This window comes from Streptomyces sp. NPDC047315 (assembly GCF_040643215.1).
Classification (GTDB): Bacteria; Actinomycetota; Actinomycetes; order Streptomycetales; family Streptomycetaceae; genus Streptomyces.
Genome location: NZ_JBEYTZ010000007.1, coordinates 166,144 through 186,646, shown reverse-complemented (window position 1 = coordinate 186,646; position 20,503 = coordinate 166,144). Strand labels below are relative to the sequence as shown.

The 20,503-nt window shown below is 71.6% G+C and carries 22 protein-coding genes, 1 tRNA gene and 1 riboswitch; of the genes, 14 read left to right on the top strand and 9 right to left on the bottom strand.

Annotated features, from left to right (window positions below):
• Positions 1-348: 348 nt before the first annotated feature.
• Positions 349-816, bottom strand: a complete 468-nt coding sequence (locus ABZ842_RS10245; protein WP_361534805.1) for a type II toxin-antitoxin system PemK/MazF family toxin — start codon at positions 814-816, stop codon at positions 349-351.
• Between the two features lie 208 nt (positions 817-1,024).
• Between ABZ842_RS10245 and ABZ842_RS10240 the strand changes: the two genes are divergently transcribed.
• Complete coding sequence (locus ABZ842_RS10240) at positions 1,025-1,777, top strand: MBL fold metallo-hydrolase (RefSeq protein WP_361534802.1); 753 nt, start codon at positions 1,025-1,027, stop codon at positions 1,775-1,777.
• Positions 1,778-1,869: 92 nt separating this feature from the next.
• Here the strand turns inward: ABZ842_RS10240 and ABZ842_RS10235 are convergent, their stop codons facing one another.
• Both ABZ842_RS10235 and ABZ842_RS10230 read right to left on the bottom strand, forming a co-directional pair.
• Positions 1,870-3,135, bottom strand: coding sequence for a PTS transporter subunit EIIC (locus ABZ842_RS10235; RefSeq protein WP_361534799.1), 1,266 nt, complete (start codon positions 3,133-3,135; stop codon positions 1,870-1,872).
• Between the two features lie 288 nt (positions 3,136-3,423).
• Positions 3,424-4,728, bottom strand: coding sequence for a PTS transporter subunit EIIC (locus ABZ842_RS10230; RefSeq protein WP_361534796.1), 1,305 nt, complete (start codon positions 4,726-4,728; stop codon positions 3,424-3,426).
• 235 nt (positions 4,729-4,963) lie between these two features.
• Between ABZ842_RS10230 and ABZ842_RS10225 the strand changes: the two genes are divergently transcribed.
• The 4 genes from ABZ842_RS10225 (at position 4,964) to rdgB (ending at position 7,332) form a co-directional block, all read left to right on the top strand.
• The gene (locus tag ABZ842_RS10225; RefSeq protein WP_361534793.1) at positions 4,964-5,197 is read left to right on the top strand and encodes a PTS glucose/sucrose transporter subunit IIB; all 234 of its coding nucleotides are present in this window, start codon (positions 4,964-4,966) and stop codon (positions 5,195-5,197) included.
• 214 nt (positions 5,198-5,411) lie between these two features.
• Entirely contained in the window at positions 5,412-6,143 is a 732-nt protein-coding gene (gene rph, locus ABZ842_RS10220; RefSeq protein ID WP_361534790.1) for a ribonuclease PH, read from the top strand.
• Between the two features lie 136 nt (positions 6,144-6,279).
• Positions 6,280-6,663 (top strand): hypothetical protein, encoded by a 384-nt coding sequence (locus ABZ842_RS10215; RefSeq protein ID WP_361534787.1) that lies wholly within the window; start codon positions 6,280-6,282, stop codon positions 6,661-6,663.
• 66 nt (positions 6,664-6,729) lie between these two features.
• On the top strand, positions 6,730-7,332 hold the full coding sequence (gene rdgB, locus ABZ842_RS10210; protein ID WP_361534784.1) for an RdgB/HAM1 family non-canonical purine NTP pyrophosphatase: 603 nt from the start codon (positions 6,730-6,732) through the stop codon (positions 7,330-7,332).
• 68 nt (positions 7,333-7,400) lie between these two features.
• On the opposite strand, the gene ABZ842_RS10205 is transcribed toward rdgB, so the two are convergent.
• Positions 7,401-7,475, bottom strand: a tRNA-Leu gene (locus ABZ842_RS10205).
• A gap of 44 nt (positions 7,476-7,519) precedes the next feature.
• On the bottom strand, positions 7,520-7,987 hold the full coding sequence (bcp, locus tag ABZ842_RS10200) for a thioredoxin-dependent thiol peroxidase (RefSeq protein WP_361534781.1): 468 nt from the start codon (positions 7,985-7,987) through the stop codon (positions 7,520-7,522).
• Between the two features lie 134 nt (positions 7,988-8,121).
• Here bcp and ABZ842_RS10195 point away from each other — a divergent pair, with 134 nt between their 5' ends.
• From ABZ842_RS10195 to ABZ842_RS10185, 3 genes are all read left to right on the top strand, one after another.
• Positions 8,122-8,442, top strand: a complete 321-nt coding sequence (locus ABZ842_RS10195) for a DUF3618 domain-containing protein (RefSeq protein ID WP_361534778.1) — start codon at positions 8,122-8,124, stop codon at positions 8,440-8,442.
• A 138-nt stretch (positions 8,443-8,580) separates the two neighbouring features.
• The gene (locus tag ABZ842_RS10190) at positions 8,581-8,883 is read left to right on the top strand and encodes a co-chaperone GroES (protein ID WP_361535164.1); all 303 of its coding nucleotides are present in this window, start codon (positions 8,581-8,583) and stop codon (positions 8,881-8,883) included.
• A 131-nt stretch (positions 8,884-9,014) separates the two neighbouring features.
• Positions 9,015-9,090: riboswitch (guanidine-III (ykkC-III) riboswitch) on the top strand.
• Positions 9,091-9,124: 34 nt separating this feature from the next.
• Positions 9,125-9,445, top strand: a complete 321-nt coding sequence (locus ABZ842_RS10185; protein WP_361534775.1) for a multidrug efflux SMR transporter — start codon at positions 9,125-9,127, stop codon at positions 9,443-9,445.
• A gap of 24 nt (positions 9,446-9,469) precedes the next feature.
• On the opposite strand, the gene ABZ842_RS10180 is transcribed toward ABZ842_RS10185, so the two are convergent.
• Positions 9,470-11,839 carry a transglycosylase domain-containing protein gene (locus ABZ842_RS10180; protein ID WP_361534772.1) on the bottom strand — a complete coding sequence of 790 codons (2,370 nt, stop codon included), beginning with the start codon at positions 11,837-11,839 and terminating at the stop codon, positions 9,470-9,472.
• Between the two features lie 156 nt (positions 11,840-11,995).
• Between ABZ842_RS10180 and ABZ842_RS10175 the strand changes: the two genes are divergently transcribed.
• The 5 genes from ABZ842_RS10175 to ABZ842_RS10155 all read left to right on the top strand — a co-directional run bounded on the left by ABZ842_RS10175 (position 11,996) and on the right by ABZ842_RS10155 (position 16,962).
• Entirely contained in the window at positions 11,996-12,796 is an 801-nt protein-coding gene (locus ABZ842_RS10175; RefSeq protein WP_361534769.1) for an ABC-2 family transporter protein, read from the top strand.
• The gene (locus tag ABZ842_RS10170) at positions 12,789-13,631 is read left to right on the top strand and encodes an ABC transporter permease (protein WP_361534766.1); all 843 of its coding nucleotides are present in this window, start codon (positions 12,789-12,791) and stop codon (positions 13,629-13,631) included. Before ABZ842_RS10175 ends, ABZ842_RS10170 begins: the two co-directional genes overlap by 8 nt.
• A gap of 6 nt (positions 13,632-13,637) precedes the next feature.
• A complete protein-coding gene (locus ABZ842_RS10165; RefSeq protein WP_361534763.1) occupies positions 13,638-14,645 on the top strand; it encodes an ATP-binding cassette domain-containing protein in 1,008 nt (335 codons plus the stop codon).
• A 135-nt stretch (positions 14,646-14,780) separates the two neighbouring features.
• Positions 14,781-15,470 (top strand): DUF1707 domain-containing protein, encoded by a 690-nt coding sequence (locus ABZ842_RS10160; protein ID WP_361535161.1) that lies wholly within the window; start codon positions 14,781-14,783, stop codon positions 15,468-15,470.
• A 217-nt stretch (positions 15,471-15,687) separates the two neighbouring features.
• Positions 15,688-16,962 carry a DUF445 domain-containing protein gene (locus ABZ842_RS10155; protein WP_361535158.1) on the top strand — a complete coding sequence of 425 codons (1,275 nt, stop codon included), beginning with the start codon at positions 15,688-15,690 and terminating at the stop codon, positions 16,960-16,962.
• A gap of 155 nt (positions 16,963-17,117) precedes the next feature.
• Here ABZ842_RS10155 and ABZ842_RS10150 read toward each other — a convergent pair whose 3' ends face one another.
• Positions 17,118-17,612, bottom strand: a complete 495-nt coding sequence (locus tag ABZ842_RS10150) for a CHRD domain-containing protein (RefSeq protein ID WP_361534760.1) — start codon at positions 17,610-17,612, stop codon at positions 17,118-17,120.
• Between the two features lie 225 nt (positions 17,613-17,837).
• Between ABZ842_RS10150 and ABZ842_RS10145 the strand changes: the two genes are divergently transcribed.
• Positions 17,838-18,356 (top strand): hypothetical protein, encoded by a 519-nt coding sequence (locus ABZ842_RS10145; RefSeq protein ID WP_361534757.1) that lies wholly within the window; start codon positions 17,838-17,840, stop codon positions 18,354-18,356.
• A gap of 507 nt (positions 18,357-18,863) precedes the next feature.
• Here the strand turns inward: ABZ842_RS10145 and ABZ842_RS10140 are convergent.
• Together ABZ842_RS10140 and ABZ842_RS10135 are read right to left on the bottom strand one after the other, a co-directional pair.
• Positions 18,864-19,223 carry an Ig-like domain-containing protein gene (locus tag ABZ842_RS10140; RefSeq protein ID WP_361534754.1) on the bottom strand — a complete coding sequence of 120 codons (360 nt, stop codon included), beginning with the start codon at positions 19,221-19,223 and terminating at the stop codon, positions 18,864-18,866.
• 240 nt (positions 19,224-19,463) lie between these two features.
• Entirely contained in the window at positions 19,464-20,498 is a 1,035-nt protein-coding gene (locus ABZ842_RS10135; RefSeq protein ID WP_361534751.1) for an SEC-C domain-containing protein, read from the bottom strand.
• Between the last annotated feature and the right edge of the window lie 5 nt (positions 20,499-20,503).

Sequence of the window (20,503 nt, the reverse complement as noted above, 5' to 3'; positions counted from 1 at the left end):
GGTAAGTGCTCCCGTGGGGCTACGGCGGGAGGGCTTTTAGGGGCGCGGGGAACTGCGCGAGCAACCGACCACCGGTCCGCAGTGGTAAGTGCTCCCGTGGGGCTACGGCGGGAGGGCTTTTAGGGGCGCGGGGAACTGCGCGAGCAACCGACCACCGGTCTGCAGTGGTAAGTGCTCCTGTGCGGCTACGGCGGGAGGGCATTTAGGGGCGCGGGGAACTGCGCGAGCAACCGACCACCGGGCCGCAGAGACCGAACCGTCCCGCAGGGGAACCGCGGGGTCGTCAGGGGCGCGAGCGGCCACGGCGCATCCGCGGACCTAAGCATCCCGCAGGGAAACCCGCAGGGGCTAGGCGCGCAGGTCGGGGACGCGGGGCCACAAGGCGCGCGGGAGGACGCCCGCGCGGCGGCGGAACGCCGCCAGCCGGACCACGCGCACCTCGTCCGTCTCCAAGAAGCTCGGGCGATCCTGCGCGTCGCCCACCGTCCCCGGCGGCAGCGGGATCACCCCGGGCCGCAACCCGTCGCCGCGGGTGGTGATCTTCGCGACGCGCGCCCGGCCGGCCCGTACCGACAGCACCAGACACGGGCGGTCCTTCGACCCCGGGCCGTCCTCGTACGGGACGTCCGCCCACCAGATATCACCCGGCTTCGGGCGGGCCGGAAGCCGCGGCACGGGTCGCCCGGGCGGCCGAACCGGCGGTCGACCCCGCGCGGGGCGGCGCGCCGGCGCCCGGCCGCGCGCGTCCACCACCGCCACGACGAGCGCCAGCACCACCACCAGTCCGCCCAGGACGAACCACCACGACGAGTTCACCCCTCGACCGTACCGACGGGCCCCGCACCCCGCACGACCTGCGTGCGCCGGCCCGTGCGCCGCGCGCCCGCCGAATCGGTGACAGGGCAGGTGAGTTCCCCCACAACGCCCCGCCCTGGAGGAGCGGGCGCCGGTTTTGCGCTTTACGCTCGACGGACCGCACGACCCAGCCACCGCCACCCTCCCCGTCCACGGAGGTCACAGCTCCATGAAGCTCACCGTCGTCGGCTGCTCGGGGTCGTTCCCGTCCGTGGAATCGGCCTGTTCGAGCTACCTCGTCGAGGCCGACGGCTTCCGGCTGCTCCTCGACATGGGCAACGGCGCCCTGGGCGAGCTGCAGCGCCACATCGGTCTGTACGACCTCGACGCGATCTTCCTCAGCCATCTGCACGCCGACCACTGCATCGACATGTGCGGCTACTTCGTCGCCCGCTACTACCGCCACGACGGCGGTCGCTGCGACCCGCTGCCCGTGTACGGCCCCGAGGGCACGGAACACCGTCTGACCACGGCGTACGCGGACACCCCTTCCGCGTCCTCGATGAGCGAGGTCTTCGACTTCCACACGCTGAAGCCGGGCAGCTTCGACATCGGCCCGTTCTCGGTGCGCACGGAGCGGGTGGCCCATCCGGTGGAGGCGTACGGCATCCGGTTGGAGCACGGCGGGCGGACGCTGGCGTACTCCGGGGACACCGGGGTCTGCGAGCCGCTGCACGAGCTGGCGGAGGGGGCGGACCTCTTCCTGTGCGAGGCGTCCTTCACGTACGGCAAGGAGGACATCCCCGGGCTGCACCTCAACGGCCGCGAGGCCGGTGAGCACGCGCGGCGCGCCGGCGCGGGGCGGCTGGTGCTGACGCACATCCCGCCGTGGACGGACGGCGAGCGGAACGCGGCGGACGCGCGCGCGGTGTACGACGGCCCGGTGGAGCTGGCGGCGACGGGTCGCACGTACACGGTCTGACGCGTGGGTCTGAGGTCTGACACGTACGGAACGAGGCCGTGGCCCCCGGGGGAGAACCCGGGGGCCACGGCCTCGTGTCACGCAGCGGCGGCCTACTTGGCCTCCGCCTTCTGGAGCTCCGCGAGCTCCTCGTCCGACTCCCGGCCCGGGGTCGGCAGGTTGAACTTGGTGATCGCGAAGCGGAAGACGACGTAGTACACGGCGCCGAAGCAGAGGCCGACCAGCGCCAGGCCCCACGGGTTGGACGCGATGCCCAGGTTCAGCAGGAAGTCGATCGCGCCGGCGGAGAAGCCGAAGCCGTCCCGCATGCCCAGTGCCCAGGTCAGGGCCATGGAGACACCGGTGAGCACCGCGTGGACCGCGTACAGCACCGGCGCGATGAACATGAAGGTGAACTCGATGGGCTCGGTGACGCCGGTGACGAACGAGGTCAGCGCGAGCGAGAACATCATGCCGCCGACGACCTTGCGGCGCTCGGGGCGGGCGCAGTGCACGATCGCCAGACACGCGGCGGGCAGCGCGAACATCATGATCGGGAAGAAGCCGGTCATGAACTGGCCGGCCTCGGGGTCGCCGGCCAGGAAGCGGGCGATGTCGCCGCTCTTGCCCTCGTACTCGCCGGCCTGGAGCCACGGGAAGGAGTTCAGCAGGTGGTGCATGCCGACGGGGATCAGCGCACGGTTGGCGACGCCGAAGATGCCCGCGCCCGCCGCGCCGGAGCCGACCAGCCACTCGCCGAAGTTGTGCAGACCGGTGCCGAGGACCGGCCAGATCAGACCGAAGACGATCGCGATGAGCAGGCCCGCGAAGGCGGAGAGGATCGGGACCAGGCGACGGCCGCCGAAGAAGCCGGCCCAGTCGGGCAGCTTGGTGCGGTAGAAGCGCTGGTAGAGCAGGGCGACCACGATGCCCATCACCACGCCGCCGAGGACCTTGGCGTCCACCGGGGCGTCCTGCATGACTATCTTGCCGTCGACGACCTTCGCGATCTGCGGCAGGTTGTCGTCGGTGAACTGCGCGAGGACGTTCTTGAAGACGAGGTAGCCCACGACGGCGGCGAGCGCGGTCGAGCCGTCCGACTTCTTCGCGAAGCCGATGGCGATGCCCACGGCGAACAGCAGCGGCATGTTGTCGAGCAGCGCGTTGCCGCCGGCCGACATGTATCCGGCGATCTTCTGCAGCAGCTCGGGGAACGACTCGCGCCCGAGCATGTCGGGCTGTCCGAACCGGACCAGCAGCGCGGCGGCCGGCAGCACGGCGACCGGGAGCATCAGGCTGCGGCCGATGCGCTGCATGACAGCCATCGCACCCGCGCCCTTCTTCTTCTGGGCCGCGGGAGCGGCGCTAGCCGTGGACATGTACATCCTCCAGGAAGGCAGGCGTCGCCCGGGGGACGAATCTGGGGGGAGGGCGACGTCTTGGGGATCACAGAAAGGGCCGCACGGCACAGCAGGAGGCCGCGTGGTCTAAACCAGTCAGTGGTTTAGACCTGTTGTAGCACGGCCGAACGGGTCAGGGATAGATAAGGAACCTTCGAATTCTGTGGCGTGGAACATAGGTAACAATTCAGGCAAGAGGGCCCTCGGGGACGTCGTCCCGAGGGCCCTCCAGGCTGCCGCGAACGCGGCCCGTGCCGTGTGACGTTGCTATTTGACGTTGTCCTCTTCCAGCCGTTCCGCCAGCTCCTCCGGCTCCCGGCCGGGGGTGGGCAGGTTGAACTTGGTGATCGCGAAGCGGAAGAGGACGTAGTAGACCACGGCGAAGCAGAGCCCGATGGGGATGATCAGCCACGGTTTCGTGGCCAGGCTCCAGTTGATGACGTAGTCGATCAGGCCGGCCGAGAAGCTGAAGCCGTCGTGCACGCCGAGCGCCCAGGTCACCGCCATAGACGCACCCGTGAGCACCGCGTGGATCGCGTACAGCGCCGGCGCCACGAAGAGGAACGAGTACTCGATCGGCTCGGTGATCCCGGTGACGAACGAGGTCAGGGCGACGGACAGCATCAGCCCGCCGACCTCCTTGCGCCGGTGCGGGAAGGCGCTGTGGGTGATCGCAAGCGCGGCGGCGGGCAGCGCGAACATCATGATCGGGAAGAACCCGCTGGTGAACTGGCCGGCGTTCGGGTCGCCGGCCAGGAACATGGTGATGTCGCCGTGCACCACGGTGCCGTCCGGCTTGGTGTAGCTGCCGAGCTGGAACCAGATCGGCACGTTGAGGAACTGGTGCAGCCCGATGACCAGCAGCGCCCGGTTCGCCAGGCCGAAGATGCCCGAGCCCCAGGCCCCGAGCCCCACCAGCCAGTCACTGAAGTGTTCGAGCCCGGTGCCGATCGGCGGCCAGATCCACAGGCACAGCGCCGCGAAGGCGATCGCGACGAAGGACATGATGATCGGCACCAGTCGGCGGCCGTTGAAGAAGCCCAGCCAGTCCACCAGCTTGGTGCGGTGGTAGCGCTGCCAGAAGAAGGCGGACAGCAGGCCCATCACGATCCCGCCGAACACCCCCGGGTTCTGGTACATGAAGAGGGAGAACGTCCCGTCCGCGGCCCGGCAGCCCGCCCCCACGTTCGCCGACCCCGGCGTGCAGTCGATCGGGAACTGCCGCAGCACGCCGTGGTAGACGAGGAAGCCCGCGACCGCGGCCAGCGCCGTCGAGCCGTCCGACTTCTTCGCCATCCCGATCGCGACCCCGACGCAGAACAGCAGCGGCAGCCCCAGCTCCGGATCGAGCAGTGCGCCGCCGGCGCCCGCCATCACCTTGGCGACCGCGTCCCAACCGAGGCCCTCGGCCCCGAAGATCCCGGGCTGGCCGAGACGGTTGAGGATGCCCGCCGCGGGCAGTACGGCGATGGGGAGTTGGAGGCTGCGCCCCATCTTCTGGAGCCCTTGGTAGAGGCGGCTCCGCCACGGCTGCGTGGGCTGCGACCGTGCTGCGGGGTTCGCGGACGCCATCGACACTTCCTCCCTGGCTCGGCCGGACCCGGCCCTGGTTTGGCAGTTGTCGCAGACTGGTGTAGACCAGTTGCACCACGGTCGCGGAGCGCCGTGATCGTCATCATTGGGTACGGGGTGACCACGCGCCCGTGAAGATGGGCCAACCGTGCGTTACCGTGACGAAGCGGCCGATCGCGGGCCGAGGCAGCACCGGGAGCCCGTGCCGGGCCCCGGGCAACACCAGGGAGAAGAGATGGCCACGAAGGCTGAGAAGATCGTCGCCGGGCTGGGTGGGATCGACAACATCGAAGAGGTCGAGGGCTGCATCACCCGCCTCCGCACCGAGGTCGCCGACGCCGGCCTCGTCGACGAGGCCGCGCTCAAGGCCGCCGGCGCCCACGGCGTCGTCAAGATGGGCACCGCGATCCAGGTCGTCATCGGCACCGACGCCGACCCCATCGCCGCGGAGATCGAAGACATGATGTGAGCCCGGGCCCCGGACAAGGGGCTCAGGGTACGCACGCGAGGGGCCCCGCAGCCGGTCAGGGCGGGGCCCTCACGCATGCCCACGCCAAGACACCGGCCACCCGCGCACCGGCCACCCGCGCCCGCGACCCCGTAAGCGTCCGCGATCCCGTACGCACCCGGGCAGGGGTGGGCGCCGGCTCGGGCCGCGTCGTACTGCCGATAGGCTCCTGACCATGTCTCGCATCGACGGCCGCACCGCCGAACAGCTCCGCCCGGTCACCATCGAACGCGGATGGAGCAAGCACGCCGAGGGCTCCGTCCTCGTCTCCTTCGGCGACACCAGGGTCCTGTGCACCGCGTCCGTGACCGAAGGGGTGCCGCGCTGGCGCAAGGGCAGCGGCGAGGGCTGGGTCACCGCCGAGTACTCCATGCTGCCGCGCGCCACCAACACCCGCGGCGACCGGGAGTCCGTACGCGGCAAGATCGGCGGACGCACCCACGAGATCAGCCGGCTCATCGGCCGTTCGCTGCGCGCCGTCGTCGACACCAAGGCGCTGGGCGAGAACACCGTCGTCCTCGACTGCGACGTCCTCCAGGCCGACGGCGGCACCCGCACCGCCGCGATCACCGGTGCGTACGTCGCCCTCGCCGACGCCGTCGCCTGGGCGCAGGGCAAGAAGCTGATCCGCGCCGGGCGCCGCCCCCTCGTGGACACCGTGAGCGCCGTCTCCGTCGGCATCGTCGACGGCACCCCCCTGCTCGACCTCCGCTACGAGGAGGACGTGCGCGCCGACACCGACATGAACGTCGTCTGCACCGGCGACGGCCGCTTCGTCGAGGTCCAGGGCACCGCCGAGGCCGAGCCCTTCGACCGCAAGGAGCTCAACGCCCTCCTCGACCTGGCCACCGCGGGCTGCGCCGACCTCGCCGCGCTCCAGCGCGCGGCCCTGGAGAGCACCGAGTAGCTCCCCCGCAGCGCGGCCCCGGACGTGCGAGCAACCAATGTCGTACGGGGCGGCGTCATCTGGGACACGGGCGCGCGGTACCCACCGCGCGCCCGGCCAGCCGGGGATGGCCCCCGGGGCCGGGGGAGGACCGCCCATGACCGCGCGCCGCCGCATCGCACTGACGCTCGCCGCCATCGCTCTGACCGTGCCGGTCGCCGTGGGGTGCAGCGCCATCGACAAGGCGCTCGACTGCGTCGAGACCGCCGACTCGATCGCCAGCAGCGTCGACAACCTCCAGACGGCGATCTCCTCCGCAGCGGAGGACCCCACCAAGACGCGCGAGGCCCTGGACTCCATCGAGAAGGAGCTCGACGAGCTCTCCGACAAGACGGACAACGCCGACCTCAGCAAGGCCGTCAAGGACCTCAACGGCGGCGTCGACAACATCCGCACGTCCATCGAGAACGGCGACACGAACGTCGAGCTGGGCCCGGTCACGGACGCGGCCAAGGAGATCGGCAAGGTCTGCTCACCGTGACCGGCCATCGTCCCCAAGCCCCGGCCCGGTGACGGAGCCGGGGACGGGCCGACCGATAATCGGGGCATGACCCGCATCGTCCTCGCCACCCGCAACGCCGGGAAGATCACCGAACTCAGGGCCATCCTCGCCGACGCGGAGCTCCCGCACGCCCTCGTCGGCACCGATGCCTACCCCGAGGTCCCCGACGTCAAGGAGACCGGCGTCACCTTCGCCGAGAACGCCCTGCTGAAGGCGCACGCCCTGGCCCGCGCCACCGGCCTGCCGGCGATCGCCGACGACTCGGGCCTGTGCGTCGACGTCCTCGGCGGCGCCCCCGGCATCTTCTCCGCCCGCTGGGCCGGCACCCACGGCGACGACGCCGCCAACCTCGACCTGCTGCTCGCCCAGCTCTCCGACATCTCCGCCGAGCACCGCGGCGCCCACTTCTTCTGCGCCGCGGCCCTCGCCCTGCCCGACGGCACCGAACGCGTCGTCGAGGGCCGGCTGCTCGGCACCCTGCGGCACGTCCCCGCCGGCACCAACGGCTTCGGCTACGACCCGATCCTCCAGCCCGAGGGCATGGACCGCACCTGCGCGGAGCTCACCCCGGCGGAGAAGAACGCGATCAGCCACCGCGGCAAGGCGTTCCGCGCGCTGGTGCCGGTCGTGCGCGAGCTGGTGTCCTGACCTGCGGGTCAACCCCGGCAGTACGCGCAAGGGCGCGGCCCCCGCTCGGGGAGCCGCGCCCTTGCGCGTGGGCCCGGTGGGACTCGAACCCACGACACACCGGACCTAAACCGGCGCCCTCTAGCCAGCTGGGGTACGGGCCCAACGCGCCCACTCTACTGGCTGTGCGCGTCCGTCCGTTCGGGCGTCAGACCCCCAGATCCTTGATGATCTTGGCGACGTGACCGGTGGCCTTCACGTTGTACAGGGCCCGCTCCACCTTGCCCTCCTCGTCCACGACCACGGTCGAACGGATGACGCCGGTGACGGTCTTCCCGTACAGCTTCTTCTCGCCGAAGGCGCCGTACGCGGTGAGGACCTCCTTCGACGGGTCGCCGACCAGCGTGACCTTCAGGTCCTCCTTCTCGCGGAACTTCGCCAGCTTCTCCGGCTTGTCCGGGGAGACGCCGATGACGTCGTAGCCCGCGTCCGCCAGCAGCTGGAGGTTGTCCGTGAAGTCGCACGCCTGCTTGGTGCAGCCCGGGGTCAGCGCGGCCGGGTAGAAGTAGACGATGACCTTGCGGCCCCGGTGCGCCGAGAGCGAGACGTCGTTCCCGTCGGCGTCGGGCAGGGTGAAGTCGGGGGCGGTGTCGCCGGTCTGGAGGCGCTCGCTCATGGGTATCGGACTCTCCTCGGAAGGCGTGCGTGCTGTACGCCGTCGAGCGTAATGGGGGTGCCGTGGGGTGCGGGCGCCGCCGAGCTGACAGACTGTCGAGGAAGGACTACCGGAACAACCACGGAGGCGGCGCGGTGTCGGACGCCAGGACCCCTGCGCAGATCGAGGCGGACATCGTCCGCAGGCGCGAGCAGCTTGCCGAGACGCTGGACGAGATCGGGGTGCGGGTGCACCCGAAGACGATCGTCGGCGACGCCAAGGCGAAGGTGGCGTCACAGGTGGACCAGGCGAAGGGCCGGGCGCTCGACGCGGTGCAGCGCGTCTGCTGGGACGTCCGCGCCAAGTTCGTCGCGGAGGACGGCTCGCCGCGGCTGGAGCGGTTGCTGCCGGTGGCGGCGGTCGCCGTCGGGCTGGTGGGGCTGCTCGCGGTCTCCGCCCGCAAGCACAAGGGCTGATCCGGGTGCGGGCCCGGCTCGTGGCGCCACGACGGCGCCGGGGCAGGTAGGTTTCCACGCGTGAGCGCCAATAGCCATGAACAGAACACCCAGCCGTCGTCCCGGCACCAGGCCCAGCACGACAAGCTCCCCATTCGGATGCTGCACGACCGCGTGCTGGTGCGCACCGACATCCCGGAGGGGGAGCGGCGCTCCACCGGCGGCATCGTGATCCCGGCGACCGCGGCGGTGGGCCGGCGGCTCGCGTGGGCGGAGGTCGTCGCGATCGGCCAGAACGTCCGGACGGTGGAGACCGGCGACCGGGTGCTGTACGACCCGGAGGACCGGGCGGAGGTCGAGGTGCGGGGGGTGGCGTACGTGCTGATGCGCGAGCGCGACCTGCACGCGGTCGCGGCGGACCGCTTCCAGGGCTCGGAAGACACCACGGGCCTCTACCTGTAGCTTCGCGGCGGGCCTGGACTCCGCGCCGTTTCCCTGCGGCTCGTCTGCGGCGTGCCGTGACATGCCCACCACCGGGCCGCAGACAAGTACGGCGGCGCTGCCCGCAGGGTGGTGAGGCAGCTCACCAGGGGGAACGGCCCCCGTTTGTTAAGCTGGGGCACGCCCGACGAGACGCGCCGTACCGGGTTTCCGCAAAGACGACGCACCCCTGCAGAAGCTCAAGCGTCTCGGAGGTGCCGTCATGGCATGGGTCCTTTTGATCGTCGCCGGAATACTCGAAGTCGGCTGGTCGATCGGGATGAAGTTCACGGAGGGCTTCACCAAGCTCTGGCCCAGCGTCTTCACCGGACTCGGCATCGTCGCGAGCATGATCCTGCTTGCCCAGGCCACCAAGACCCTGCCCATCGGCACCGCCTACGGCGTCTGGGTCGGCATCGGTGCGGCCGGTGCCGCGATCGTCGGCATGGTGGCGCTCAACGAGCCCGTGACCGCGGCGCGGATCTTCTTCGTGTCCCTGCTCCTCGTCGCCGTCGTCGGCCTGAAGGCGACCTCCGGCCACTGACGCGCGCCGTGAGGCGACCGCCCGTCAGGGCGCACGACGTGAGGCACGGGTACTCGGCAGGAGGCCCGTGCCTCCGTCCGTCGCCCCCGGCCCGCCCCCGTCGTCGTCCCTGAGCACCCCGTCCGGCGGGCCCGGCAACTGCACCGTCCCCAGGTCGCCCAGCGGCGCCTCGGACGGCACGTCCACCGACGGCGCGGGCGGCACCGGGTCCGATGGGCCGGTCGGTGCGCCGGGGGAACCGGTCGCGCCGACGGACTCGCCCGTCGACGGCGCCGCGGACGACGGCGTCTGCGCGTCCGACGCGGACGACGACGCCGACGGCGAGCCCTCGTCCCCCGTGCCCGACCCCGGCCCCGACCCCTCCAGGTCGAACCCCAGGATCTCCGCCCCGCCCAGCGCCTCCCCGGTGAACTGCCCCCAGATCCGCGCCGGCGCCCCGCCGCCGCTGACCCGCGGCAGCCCCATCGCCCCGTACAGCGGCTTCTGCACGCCCGACTCCGGGTCCTGGCCCATCAGCGCGACCACGGTCGCCAGTTGGGGGGTGTACCCGGCGAACCACGCCGCCTTGTCCTCCTCCGCGGTGCCCGTCTTGCCGGCCGCCGGCCGGCCCGCCGACTGCGCCGCCGTGCCCGTGCCGCCCTCCACGACGCCCTGGAGCACCGCCGTCGTGGTGTCCGCGGCGGCCCGGCTGACGACCTGTTCGACGTCCGCCGCCGGCAGTTCCACGTCCACGCCGCCGCGGGCCACCTTCGCGACGATGGTGTACGCGCCGTGCCGCCCGTGGTTGGCGAGGGTGGCGTACGCCTGCGTCACGTCCAGCACGCTCGCCGTCGCCGCGCCCAGCGCGATGGACGGCGACGACGACAGGTCGGGAGTGTTCGCCGGGAGGCCCAGCGCGATCGCGGTGCGCTTGACGTCCGCCGGCCCCACGTCCATCGCCAACTGCGCGTACACCGCGTTCACGGACTTGTCGGTGGCGGTCTGCACGGTGATCGGACCGTACGACTTCCCGTCCTCGTTCTCCGGGGCGTACCGCGCGCCGCTCCAGCCCTGCACGGCGCGCTCGTTCGTGCCGTCGTACACGGTGTTCGGGGTGACGGGCCGGCCGTCCTGGGTGCGGGCGCCGATGTCGAGCGCGGTGGCGAGGACGAACGGTTTGAAGGTGGAGCCCACCTGGTAGTCGCGGCGGGTGGCGTTGTTGACGTACTGCCGGGTGTAGTCCACCCCGCCGTACATCGCGACCACCGTGCCCGTCGCCGGGTCGATGGCCGCGCCGCCGACGCGCACGTTGCGGTCGGCCTTGCGCCGGTCGGGGGAGAGCCGGGAGAGCACCTGGTCGTCCACGGCCTCGACGAACGCGTCCTGCTTCGTCCGCTGGAGGGTGGTGGTGATCCGGAAGCCGCCGGCCGCCAGGGTCTTCTCGTCCACGATCCCGTGGCCCGTCAGGTGCTCCTCGACCGCCTGCACCACGTAGCCCCGCTGCCCGGACAGTCCCGTCGCGGGCTTCGCGCTCTGCGGGGCCGGGAAGGCCGTCGACGCCCGCTCGGCCGCGCTCAGCCAGCCCTTCTTCACCATGCCGTCGAGGGTGTACTCCCACCGCGCCAGCGCGGCGGACCGGTTCTCCGGATGGGTGGTGACGTCGAAGGCGCTGGGGGCGTTCAGCAGCGACGCCAGGTAGGCGCCCTGAGCGGTGGTCAGGTCGGCGGCGTCCCTGCCGTAGTACGCCTGGGCCGCGGCCTGCACGCCGTACGCGTTGCGCCCGAAGTAACTGGTGTTCAGATAGCCCTGGAGGATCTCGCTCTTGCTCTGCTCGCGACCCAGCTTGATTGCGATGAAGAACTCCTTCCACTTCCGCGAGATCGTCTGTTCCTGGCCCAGGTAGTAGTTCTTCACGTATTGCTGCGTGATCGTGGACCCGGACTGCTTGCCCTTGCCGGTCAGGGTGTTCCAGGCGCCCCGGACCATCGCCTTCGGGTCGACGGCGCGGTCCGTGTGGAAGTTGCGGTCCTCGGCGGCGAGCACGGCCCGCTGGACGCTCAGCGGGACCTGGGACAGCGGCACGCTCTCCCGGTTGACCTCGCCGTCCCGGGCGAGCTGGGTGCCGTCCGCGTACAGGTAGACGTTGGACTGCGCGGTGGCCATGGCGTTCGCGGGCGGGATGTGGACCAGTGCGTAGCCGGCGACGAAACCGCCGACGACCAGCCCCGCCGCGATCAGCACCCCGCCCAGCACCATGCGCCAGGAGGGGACCAGCCGGCGCCACCCCGTCCGCCTGCGGCGTGGACCGGAGCCGCGCCGTCCCGCGCCGCCGCCGCCGGCGGCAGCGGTGGCCGCCGGAGCGACCGCGGTCTCGTCCCGGGGGATCCACCCCTGCTGCGGTGGCTGCTCGCTCATAGGCACATACTGCACTTTTCGGTCAGACATCCCCTGGACCCCCGCGCGTCACGGTGTCCAACAAATCGATCGCGCGGGCGCGGGGATCCGTACTAGGCTCCTGCGCTTTGGTGCTTCCAGGGGAACAACGAGACGTGCAGGGGGAGGGAAACGGACGTGCGCCTGTACGGAGTCGTCGCCGTCGGGTGGTTCCGCCGGTACGCGACGTACCGGATCGCGACCGCGGCGGGCGTCTTCACCAACACGGTCTTCGGCTTCATCCTGGCCTACACCTACATGGCCCTGTGGGACGAGCGTCCCCAACTCGGCGGGTACGACGTCGCCCAGGCCCTCACCTACGTCTGGCTCGGGCAGGCGCTGCTGGCGGCCGGCGCGCTGATGGGCGGCGGCTTCGAGGACGAACTGGTCGAACGCATCCGCACCGGCGACGTCGCGATCGACCTCTACCGCCCCGCCGACCTCCAGCTGTGGTGGCTCGCCGCCGACCTGGGCCGCGCCTGCTTCCAACTGCTGGGCCGCGGCGTCGTCCCGCTCGCCTGCGGCGCGCTCGTCTTCGAGCTGGCGCTGCCCGCCTCCCCGCTGACCTGGCTCGCCTTCCTCCTCGCCGTCCTCCTCGGACTCGTCGTCGGCTTCGCCATCCGCTACGTCCTCGCCCTGCTGGCGTTCTGGCTCCTGGACGGCACGGGCATCCTGCAGCTCGGGATGCTCACGGGGCTGTTCTTCTCCGGGATGCTGCTGCCGCTGAACGTCTTCCCCGGCGCCCTCGGCGAGATCGCCCGGGCGCTGCCCTGGTCGTCCGTGCTCCAGGTCCCGGCCGACGTCCTGCTCGGCGAGCGCACCGGCAGCGGACTGCTTGCGGCGTACGCGTTCCAGCTCGGCTGGGCCGCGGTGCTGCTGGTCGCCGGACGGCTGCTCCAGTCGGCGGCGGTGCGCCGGGTGGTGGTGCAGGGTGGCTGAGCCGACCGTGCGCCACAGCGGCGCCCTGTGGGAGGGGACGCGCGCCTACGGGCTGATCACCGCCATGTGGATCCGCTCCACCATGGCCTACCGGGCGTCCTTCGTGATGACGGTGCTGGCGAGCTTCGCCGTCACCGGCTTCGACTTCCTCACCATCGTGCTGATGTTCTCCCACGTCGACGTGCTCGGCGGCTACGACCTCGGGGAGATCGCCTTCCTGTACGGGATCGCCTGCACCGCGTTCGGCATCACCGACCTGCTCCTCGGCTCCGTGGAGCGGGTGGGGCGGCGGGTGCGCGACGGCACGCTGGACACCCTGCTGGTGCGCCCCGCGCCCGTGCTGGTGCAGCTCGCCGCCGACCGCTTCGCGCTGCGCCGACTCGGCCGGATCACCCAGGGCGGGCTCGTCCTCGGCTACGGCCTGTACTCCGTCGACGCCACCGTCGACTGGACGCCGGTGAAGGTGCTCATGGTGCCGATGATGCTGCTGAGCGGTGCGGTGATCTTCGGCTGCGTCTTCGTGGCCGGCGCCGCCTTCCAGTTCTTCGCCCAGGACGCGGCCCAGGTGCAGCACGCCTTCACCTACGGCGGGAACACCCTGCTCCAGTACCCGCCGACGGTCTTCGCCCGCGACCTGGTGCGCGGGGTGACCTTCGTCGTACCGCTGGCCTTCGTGAACTGGCTGCCCGGGCTGTACGTCCTGGGCCGGCCCTATCCGCTCGACGTGCCGCAGTGGCTGGCCTTCGCACCGCCCGTGGTCGCCGCCGGGTGCTGTGCGCTGGCCGGGGCGGCGTGGCGGGTGGGCCTCCGTTCGTACCGCAGCACAGGGAGTTGACCCGTCGTGACCGCTGACACCGCGGCGCCGAAGGCGCCGGACCTCGTCGAGGCCCCGGACGTGATCGAGGTGGACGGCGTCGAGAAGGTCTTCGACGTACGCCGGCGGGTGGGGCTGCTGCGCCGGGAGAAGCGGCAGGTGCGCGCCGTCGACGGGCTCACCTTCCGGGTGCGGCGCGGCGAGGTGGTCGGCTACATCGGCCCGAACGGCGCCGGCAAGTCCACCACGATCAAGATGCTCACCGGCATCCTCACGCCCAGCGGCGGCCGGCTGCGGGTCGCCGGGGTCGACCCGTCGCGGGAGCGGACCCGGCTGGCGCGGCGGATCGGCGTGGTCTTCGGACAGCGCACCACCCTGTGGTGGGACCTGCCGCTGGCGGACTCGTACCGGCTGATGCACCGGATGTACCGGATCCCCGACCGGCGCTACCGCGAGAACCTGGACCGCTGCGTGGAGCTGCTGGAGCTCGGGGAGCTGCTGGACGTGCCGGTGCGTCAGCTCTCCCTGGGGCAGCGGATGCGCGGCGACATCGCGGCGGCGCTGCTGCACGACCCGGAGGTGCTGTACCTCGACGAGCCGACGATCGGCCTCGACGTGGTCTCCAAGGCGAGGGTGCGGGAGTTCCTGCGCGAGCTGAACGCCGAGCGCGGCACCACGGTCCTGCTGACCACGCACGACCTCACCGACATCGAGCAGCTGTGCCGCCGGGTGATGGTCATCGACCACGGGCGGCTGATGTACGACGGGGCGCTCACCGGGCTCCACGAGGTGGGGGAGAGCGAACGCACCCTCGTGGTCGACCTGGAGCGCGAGCTGCCGCCGCTCGACCTGGAGCTGGCGCGCACGGTGAAGGTGGAGGGGCCGCGGCAGTGGCTGGCCTTCCCCGCCGGCCAGTCGGCGGCGCCGCTGGTGGCCGCGCTCGCGGAGCGGTACCCGGTGGTCGACCTGTCGGTGCGGGAGCCCGACATCGAGGCGGTCATCGCCCGGATGTACGCGGACCGGCCCGGGGCGTGATCGAAACGCACGGCGAGCGGGCCGGAGCGGCCCCGACCCGGGGCGGGGCGGGGCGGTGCGGACCCGGAGCGTGCTCGGGCCGGGGCGCGACCTGGGACGCTGACTATCCTTCCCCGTATGAGTGAACTCCCTGAGATGAGAGCCTCCGACTCCGAGCGGGAACGGATCGCCGAGCGCCTCCGCGAGGCGGTGGCGGAAGGCCGGCTCACGATGGAGGAGTTCAACGACCGCCTCGACGCCACCTACCGGGCGCGCACCCACGGCGAGCTGGAACCACTCGTCAGCGATCTGCCGCCGCCGGGCACCACGATCGAGTCGCCGTCCGCGGCCCCGGTCGCGACCACCGGGGACCGCCCGGTGCGCTGGGCCGACCGCATCGGCGGCCTGGCCACCTCGAAGGTCGCCTTCGCCATGTGGGGCGGCTTCTCCCGACGGGGCCGCTGGACGGCGCCCCGCTCCTTCAACGCGTACACGATCATGGGCGGCGGCGAGCTGGACCTCAGGGAGGCGCACTTCGAGGACCGGGAGGTCGTCATCCGCTGCTTCGCCCTGATGGGCGGCATCGACGTGATCGTGCCGCCGGAGCTGAACGTGGACGTCAACGGCTTCGGCTTCATGGGCGGCTTCGACGAGTCCGGCAGCGACGAGGCCCTGCCGGACCCGGCCGCGCCGCGGGTGCGCATCACCGGCTTCGCCCTCATGGGCGGGGTGGGCGTGCGCCGCAAGCGCACCAAGGCGGAGCGCCAGCGGCTGAAGGCGGAGCGCGAGCAGGCCAAGCGGCACGGCCGGCTGCACAAGGGCGACGACCCGCGGGAACTGGGCTGAGTCCACCCGCCCCGGCCCTCCTGGCGAGAACTCGCCAGGTGGAAGGGGGGTCGTACGGGAACTCGGGATGCGTCCCGGGAGTCCCTGAGATAGGGACAATGCGTACGGGCTGCGCGCGGACGGGTGGAGCAGGATGAACAGCACGGACCGGGATCACCCGGAAGGCACGCCCCGGGCCGGGGCGGCTGCGCCGGCGGCCGGGCGGGGCAGGGCGCGGATGGGGTTGCCGTCCTTCGCGTACACGGAGGCGGACGCCGAGAAGCAGCGCGGCGTGCGCCGGATGAAGCGGTTCGCCACCGGGCTGCTGCTCTTCGTCGCGCTCGTCTTCGCCCTCGCCACCTGGGCGAAGAACGAAGGCGCCGGCCCCTGGGCGGGATACGTGGCAGCAGCGGCGGAGGCCGGCATGGTCGGCGCCCTCGCCGACTGGTTCGCGGTCACCGCGCTCTTCCGCCACCCCCTCGGCGTCCCCATTCCGCACACCGCGATCATTCCGAACAAGAAGGACCAGCTCGGCGCCTCGCTCGGCTCCTTCGTCGGGGAGAACTTCCTCTCGGAGGACGTGGTGCGCGCCCGGCTGCGCTCCCTCGGCATCGGCGCGCGGCTCGGGGCCTGGCTGGCGGAGCCGGCCCACGCCGACCGGGTCACCGCGGAGCTGTCCACCGCCCTGCGCGGTGCGCTCACGGTGCTGCGGGACGCCGATGTCCAGGCCGTCGTCGGCGAGGCCATCACGCGCCGGGCGAATGCGGTGGAGATCGCCCCCGGCGTCGGCAAGACCCTGGAGAAGGTCGTCGCCGACGGGGCCCACCACCGCGCCGTCGACCTGGTCTGCACCCGCGCCCAGGAGTGGCTGGTGCAGCACTCGGACTCGGTGATGGACGCCATCGAGGGCGGGGCGCCGGGCTGGACCCCCAGGTTCGTGGACCGCAAGATCGGCGAGCGGGTCTACAGGGAGCTGCTGCGCTTCGTCACCGAGGTGCGGGACATGCCGGACCACCCCGCGCGCGGCGCGATCGACCGCTTCCTCGCGGACTTCGCCGCCGACCTCCAGTCGGACACGGACACCCGGGCGCGGGTGGAGCGGATGAAGTCCGACCTGCTCTCCCGCGAGGAGGTGCAGGACGTGATCGCCTCGGCCTGGTCGTCCGTACGGGCCATGATCATCTCGGCGGCGGACGACGACCGCAGCGAGCTGCGGCTTCGGGCCCGTGCGTCCCTGCTCTCCCTCGGCCGTCGGCTGGCGACGGACGAGCGGTTGCAGTCGAAGCTGGACGGCTGGATCGAGGGCGCCGCGGTCTACGTGGTGACGACCTACCGGGGCGAGATCACCTCGCTGATCTCGGACACGGTCGCCGGCTGGGACGCGGAGCACACCTCCCGGAAGATCGAGGCGCACATCGGGCGGGACCTCCAGTTCATCCGGATCAACGGCACCGTGGTGGGCGCGCTGGCGGGGTTGGCGATCTACACGGTGGTGCACGGCCTGGGCGGGTGACCGGGGTCGGATCGCGCTGTTGACGCGCATCCGCTCGGCCGCTTCGAGGAGGCCGGGCGGATGCGCGTCGTCGTCGATCAGGTCAGCCAGTCAGTCAGTCAGTCAGCCAGCCCGCCAGTCGGTCGGTCGGTCGGGTTGGTCGTGTTGGCCGGGGGTCAGCGGAAGAGCTGGCCGCGGACCGCTCCGCCCGGAAACTCGGCGCTGTGCAGGTTCACGTAGAAGCCGGCGGGGTTGGTCCGGATCTCCTGCGCGAGCTTGGCGTCCGTCAGGGCGACCTGGCCCGCCGCTGAGTGCACCGAGTCCGGCATCGCGGTCCCGAAGAGCCCCACCTTCACCGGGCCGTTCTGTCCGGACTTGCCCTGGTGGATGTGGCCGAGGCCGGGCACGACGTTCTTCCACTGGAGCGAGTAGGTGACCCGGTCGCCCTTCACCGTTACGTGGGCGAGGGCGGCGGCGTCGGGATCGTTCACGGCGGGGCCGCGGGGCACGGGCACCTCGTTCGCGCCGGAGAGCTTGGCCACGAAGCTGACCGAGCGCCCCTTGGCGGGCTTGCCGAACACGGTGGCCTCGCCGGCGCCGGCGCCGTGGTCGCTGCTCGCGCTGGTGCCGTGGCCGCTGTGCTCGTCGCCGTTCGCGAACGCGGGGGCCACGCCCGAGACACCGAGCACCACTGCGCTGGCCGTTACGGCGAGAAATCGCTTCTGCTTTGTTCTGGTCCCTCCCCTTGGGCACCGGCCCCGATGGCCGGTAGTGGGGAAGAACGCGTCCGGGGGACAGCCGGTTCAGCAGAGAATCGTCGATGCCGATTGAACCGTTGGTCAGTAGGGGCCGTATTACCTGGCAGACCCGAACACCATCGAGCCGGGGGATCCACCATGCGCAGCAAACGCTCCGCCACGTTCGCAAGGGCCGCCGCGGCGGCCACCCTCGCCCTGCTGACCCTGACCGCCTGTGGGGGCTCCGACGATTCGCCGTCCGCCGGCGACGGCAAGGGCAAGGGCGCGACGGGGGTGACCACGCCGGCGAAGCCCGCGGGCTTCTCGACCGTCCAGGTCGCCGACTCGTCCGTGGGCCGGATCCTCGTCGACGACAAGGGCCGTACGCTCTACGGGTTCACCAAGGACAAGCCGGGCGCGAGCAATTGCGACGCCGACTGCGTCGCCGTCTGGCCGGCCCTGACCACCGCCCGAGACATCGCCGCCGGCCCGGGCACCGAGGCGTCCCTGCTGACGGAGACGAAGCTGGAGGAGGGCGCGGAGCAGGCGGTGTACGGGGACTGGCCGCTGTACTACTACGTCGGGGACACGGCGCCCGGGGACGTGAACGGGCAGGGCCTGGACGACGAGTGGTTCGCGATCGCATCGGACGGAAAACTGGTCAAGAAGGCGGAGTGACGGCCTTAGGACGCTTCTGACGGATCTTGCTGGGCTCGCGTGCCCTGGCACCGCGCCTCTCCGCGTTGTCGTCGGTCGCCCATGGCCCCCTGTGCCCTGCGGGCACGGTGGGACCCCCAACGCATTGACTCCCTCCTCCGCCTTGAGATCCACGGCACCAGACCCCGCTCCCTCACCCAGCCTGATCCGTCAGAAGCGCCCTAGTGGCCGAAAGAGATCGAGTGAGAGCCGGCCGATTCGAGTTCGTTCGAGTTCCTTCGAGTTGATTCGAAGCGAGAAATCGGCTGCCCGCTCTCCTCGTATTCCGGGGCGACTTCCGCCCCTCGTGAACTGCGGCGCTCGGAACTGTCCCTCCGGACGCCGCGGGCGCCCATTCCCGGCGGCCGAACGTCTCATCCCCCGCGGCGCGCGGCCACCGGGAGTGCGGCACTCCCGAGCCCCGGGCGGGGCGGGGCCAAACCAGAGGCCCTGCCCCGCCCGGGGCTACTTGCGCAAGGGGACGACCGCCTACGGGTTGACCGTGATGCGCAGCGCGGCGCTGGCGCTCATGTCGTCCTTCGCGCCCTTGAAGTGCACCCGGTAGTTGATCAGGTCTTCGCCCTCGTAGTCGGCGTTCGACGTGTAGACGATCGCCCCGTCCTTCACCTGGGCGGAGCCGCTGCCGGGCCCGCTCTCCACGGTGAGCTCCACCTCTCCCTGGGCGAACGCCGCGTTCAGGTCCTTGCCGGTCCCGTCCGCGAGGGCGGCGGCGTCGTTGTCCAAGACCTTCACCACCGTCTCCTTGGCGGTGCGCGCGCTGACCTCGTCGTTGCGCAGCAGCAAGCTCCCCTGACCGGAGCCCGCAGCCTGGGAGGTCTGGGCGGTCACGCCGGAGCTTCCCGGGCTGGCCCCTTCCTTGTCCTTCGTTTCCGATCCGCAGCCGACGGCCGTTCCCAACACGACGACGACTCCGGCAGTGGTTAGCGCGATGCGCCCACGCGCATATATCGGAGACATGTGCCCCCCAAGGCCGACAGAACCGATCTGAGTGGGCTGATCATGGCGTTCCGGACGGCGGATCGGGGTACCGGGGCCTCAGATGATGCCGAGTCGTGATGTGTCGGTTCGTCAGCCCCGGGCAGGAGAGGTGCCCGAAGTCGGCCCGCCGTGGCACTCCCGGTAGGTCGCGCCCGAGCCGCACCAGCACGCCGCGCCCTTCGCCGGCGGCCACGGCAGGGCCCGTCCGCGGGCCGCGAGGGTGGTGGCGTACTGGGGGAGGAGGTCGGTGGAGGCGGGGGAGGACTGTTCGGAGGCGGCGAACGCCTCGTACGAGGGGACCGTCGCCGTGACGACCCCGAGGTTGGCCGTCCCGGTGGCCGCCAGGTCGCGCAGCGCGCCCTCGATCGCGGCGAGGTGCTCGACGTGCGAGGGGTACTCGACGACGAGCTGCGGATACCCGGTCAGCAGCTCGTCGAACTCCCCCTTCGGCCAGTGGAGCACCGCGACCGGGAAGGGGCGCGACAGCGCCGAGCGGTAGGAGCCCAGCTCGGAGCGGAGCCGGGCGATCTCGGCGCGCAGCTCGGCGGGGTTGTCGGAGCCGAGGGCCCACAGCCGGTTGGGGTCGTGCAGCTCGTCCAGCGAGATCTCGGCGTCGGCGGCGTGCACCTTGTCGGCGAGGACGTCCCGGGCGTCGTGCGCCAGGCCCAGCAGTCGGCGGACGCGGTGGCGGCCGATCAGCAGGGACTGCGTCTCGTAGGGGACCTCCTCGTCCCCGGGCGTCAGCAGCAGGGAGAGCGCCGTGGTGAAGCAGTCGTGGGACGCCTCCAGTTCGTCGTGGGCCTCCAGCGTCTCGGCGATCACCTCCCAGGGGGCGGGGGTGACGGGGGCGGCGGTGCGGATGCCGGCGATCAGGGCGCGGGCCTCGGCCTCGTGGCCGTACTCCCACAGGTTGGCGGCTTGCAGCGCCTTGACCAGGTGGGGGCGTTCCGTGCCGGAGGCGATGAGCCGGTCGTAGAGGGTGGAGGCGTACTCGCGGTCGCCGGCCAGTTCGAGATGGGCCGCGGCCCGCAGCAGCAGGGGTTCGTGGTCTTCCGGGTACTGCGTCGCGGTGCGCAGCAGACGTTCGGCTTCGGCGACGTGGTCGGCAGGCGTGTCGGGGCGCATGGTGG

Excerpts from the sequence above, each read along its gene's own strand:
- ABZ842_RS10240 (WP_361534802.1), top strand. The coding sequence starts at position 1,025 with ATGAAGCTCACCGTCGTCGGCTGCTCGGGGTCGTTCCCGTCCGTGGAA.
- ABZ842_RS10235 (WP_361534799.1), bottom strand. The coding sequence starts at position 3,135 with ATGTCCACGGCTAGCGCCGCTCCCGCGGCCCAGAAGAAGAAGGGCGCG.
- ABZ842_RS10230 (WP_361534796.1), bottom strand. The coding sequence starts at position 4,728 with ATGGCGTCCGCGAACCCCGCAGCACGGTCGCAGCCCACGCAGCCGTGG.
- ABZ842_RS10225 (WP_361534793.1), top strand. The coding sequence starts at position 4,964 with ATGGCCACGAAGGCTGAGAAGATCGTCGCCGGGCTGGGTGGGATCGAC.
- rph (WP_361534790.1), top strand. The coding sequence starts at position 5,412 with ATGTCTCGCATCGACGGCCGCACCGCCGAACAGCTCCGCCCGGTCACC.
- ABZ842_RS10215 (WP_361534787.1), top strand. The coding sequence starts at position 6,280 with ATGACCGCGCGCCGCCGCATCGCACTGACGCTCGCCGCCATCGCTCTG.
- rdgB (WP_361534784.1), top strand. The coding sequence starts at position 6,730 with ATGACCCGCATCGTCCTCGCCACCCGCAACGCCGGGAAGATCACCGAA.
- bcp (WP_361534781.1), bottom strand. The coding sequence starts at position 7,987 with ATGAGCGAGCGCCTCCAGACCGGCGACACCGCCCCCGACTTCACCCTG.
- ABZ842_RS10190 (WP_361535164.1), top strand. The coding sequence starts at position 8,581 with ATGCTGCACGACCGCGTGCTGGTGCGCACCGACATCCCGGAGGGGGAG.
- ABZ842_RS10185 (WP_361534775.1), top strand. The coding sequence starts at position 9,125 with ATGGCATGGGTCCTTTTGATCGTCGCCGGAATACTCGAAGTCGGCTGG.
- ABZ842_RS10180 (WP_361534772.1), bottom strand. The coding sequence starts at position 11,839 with ATGAGCGAGCAGCCACCGCAGCAGGGGTGGATCCCCCGGGACGAGACC.
- ABZ842_RS10160 (WP_361535161.1), top strand. The coding sequence starts at position 14,781 with ATGAGAGCCTCCGACTCCGAGCGGGAACGGATCGCCGAGCGCCTCCGC.
- ABZ842_RS10155 (WP_361535158.1), top strand. The coding sequence starts at position 15,688 with ATGGGGTTGCCGTCCTTCGCGTACACGGAGGCGGACGCCGAGAAGCAG.
- ABZ842_RS10145 (WP_361534757.1), top strand. The coding sequence starts at position 17,838 with ATGCGCAGCAAACGCTCCGCCACGTTCGCAAGGGCCGCCGCGGCGGCC.
- ABZ842_RS10135 (WP_361534751.1), bottom strand. The coding sequence starts at position 20,498 with ATGCGCCCCGACACGCCTGCCGACCACGTCGCCGAAGCCGAACGTCTG.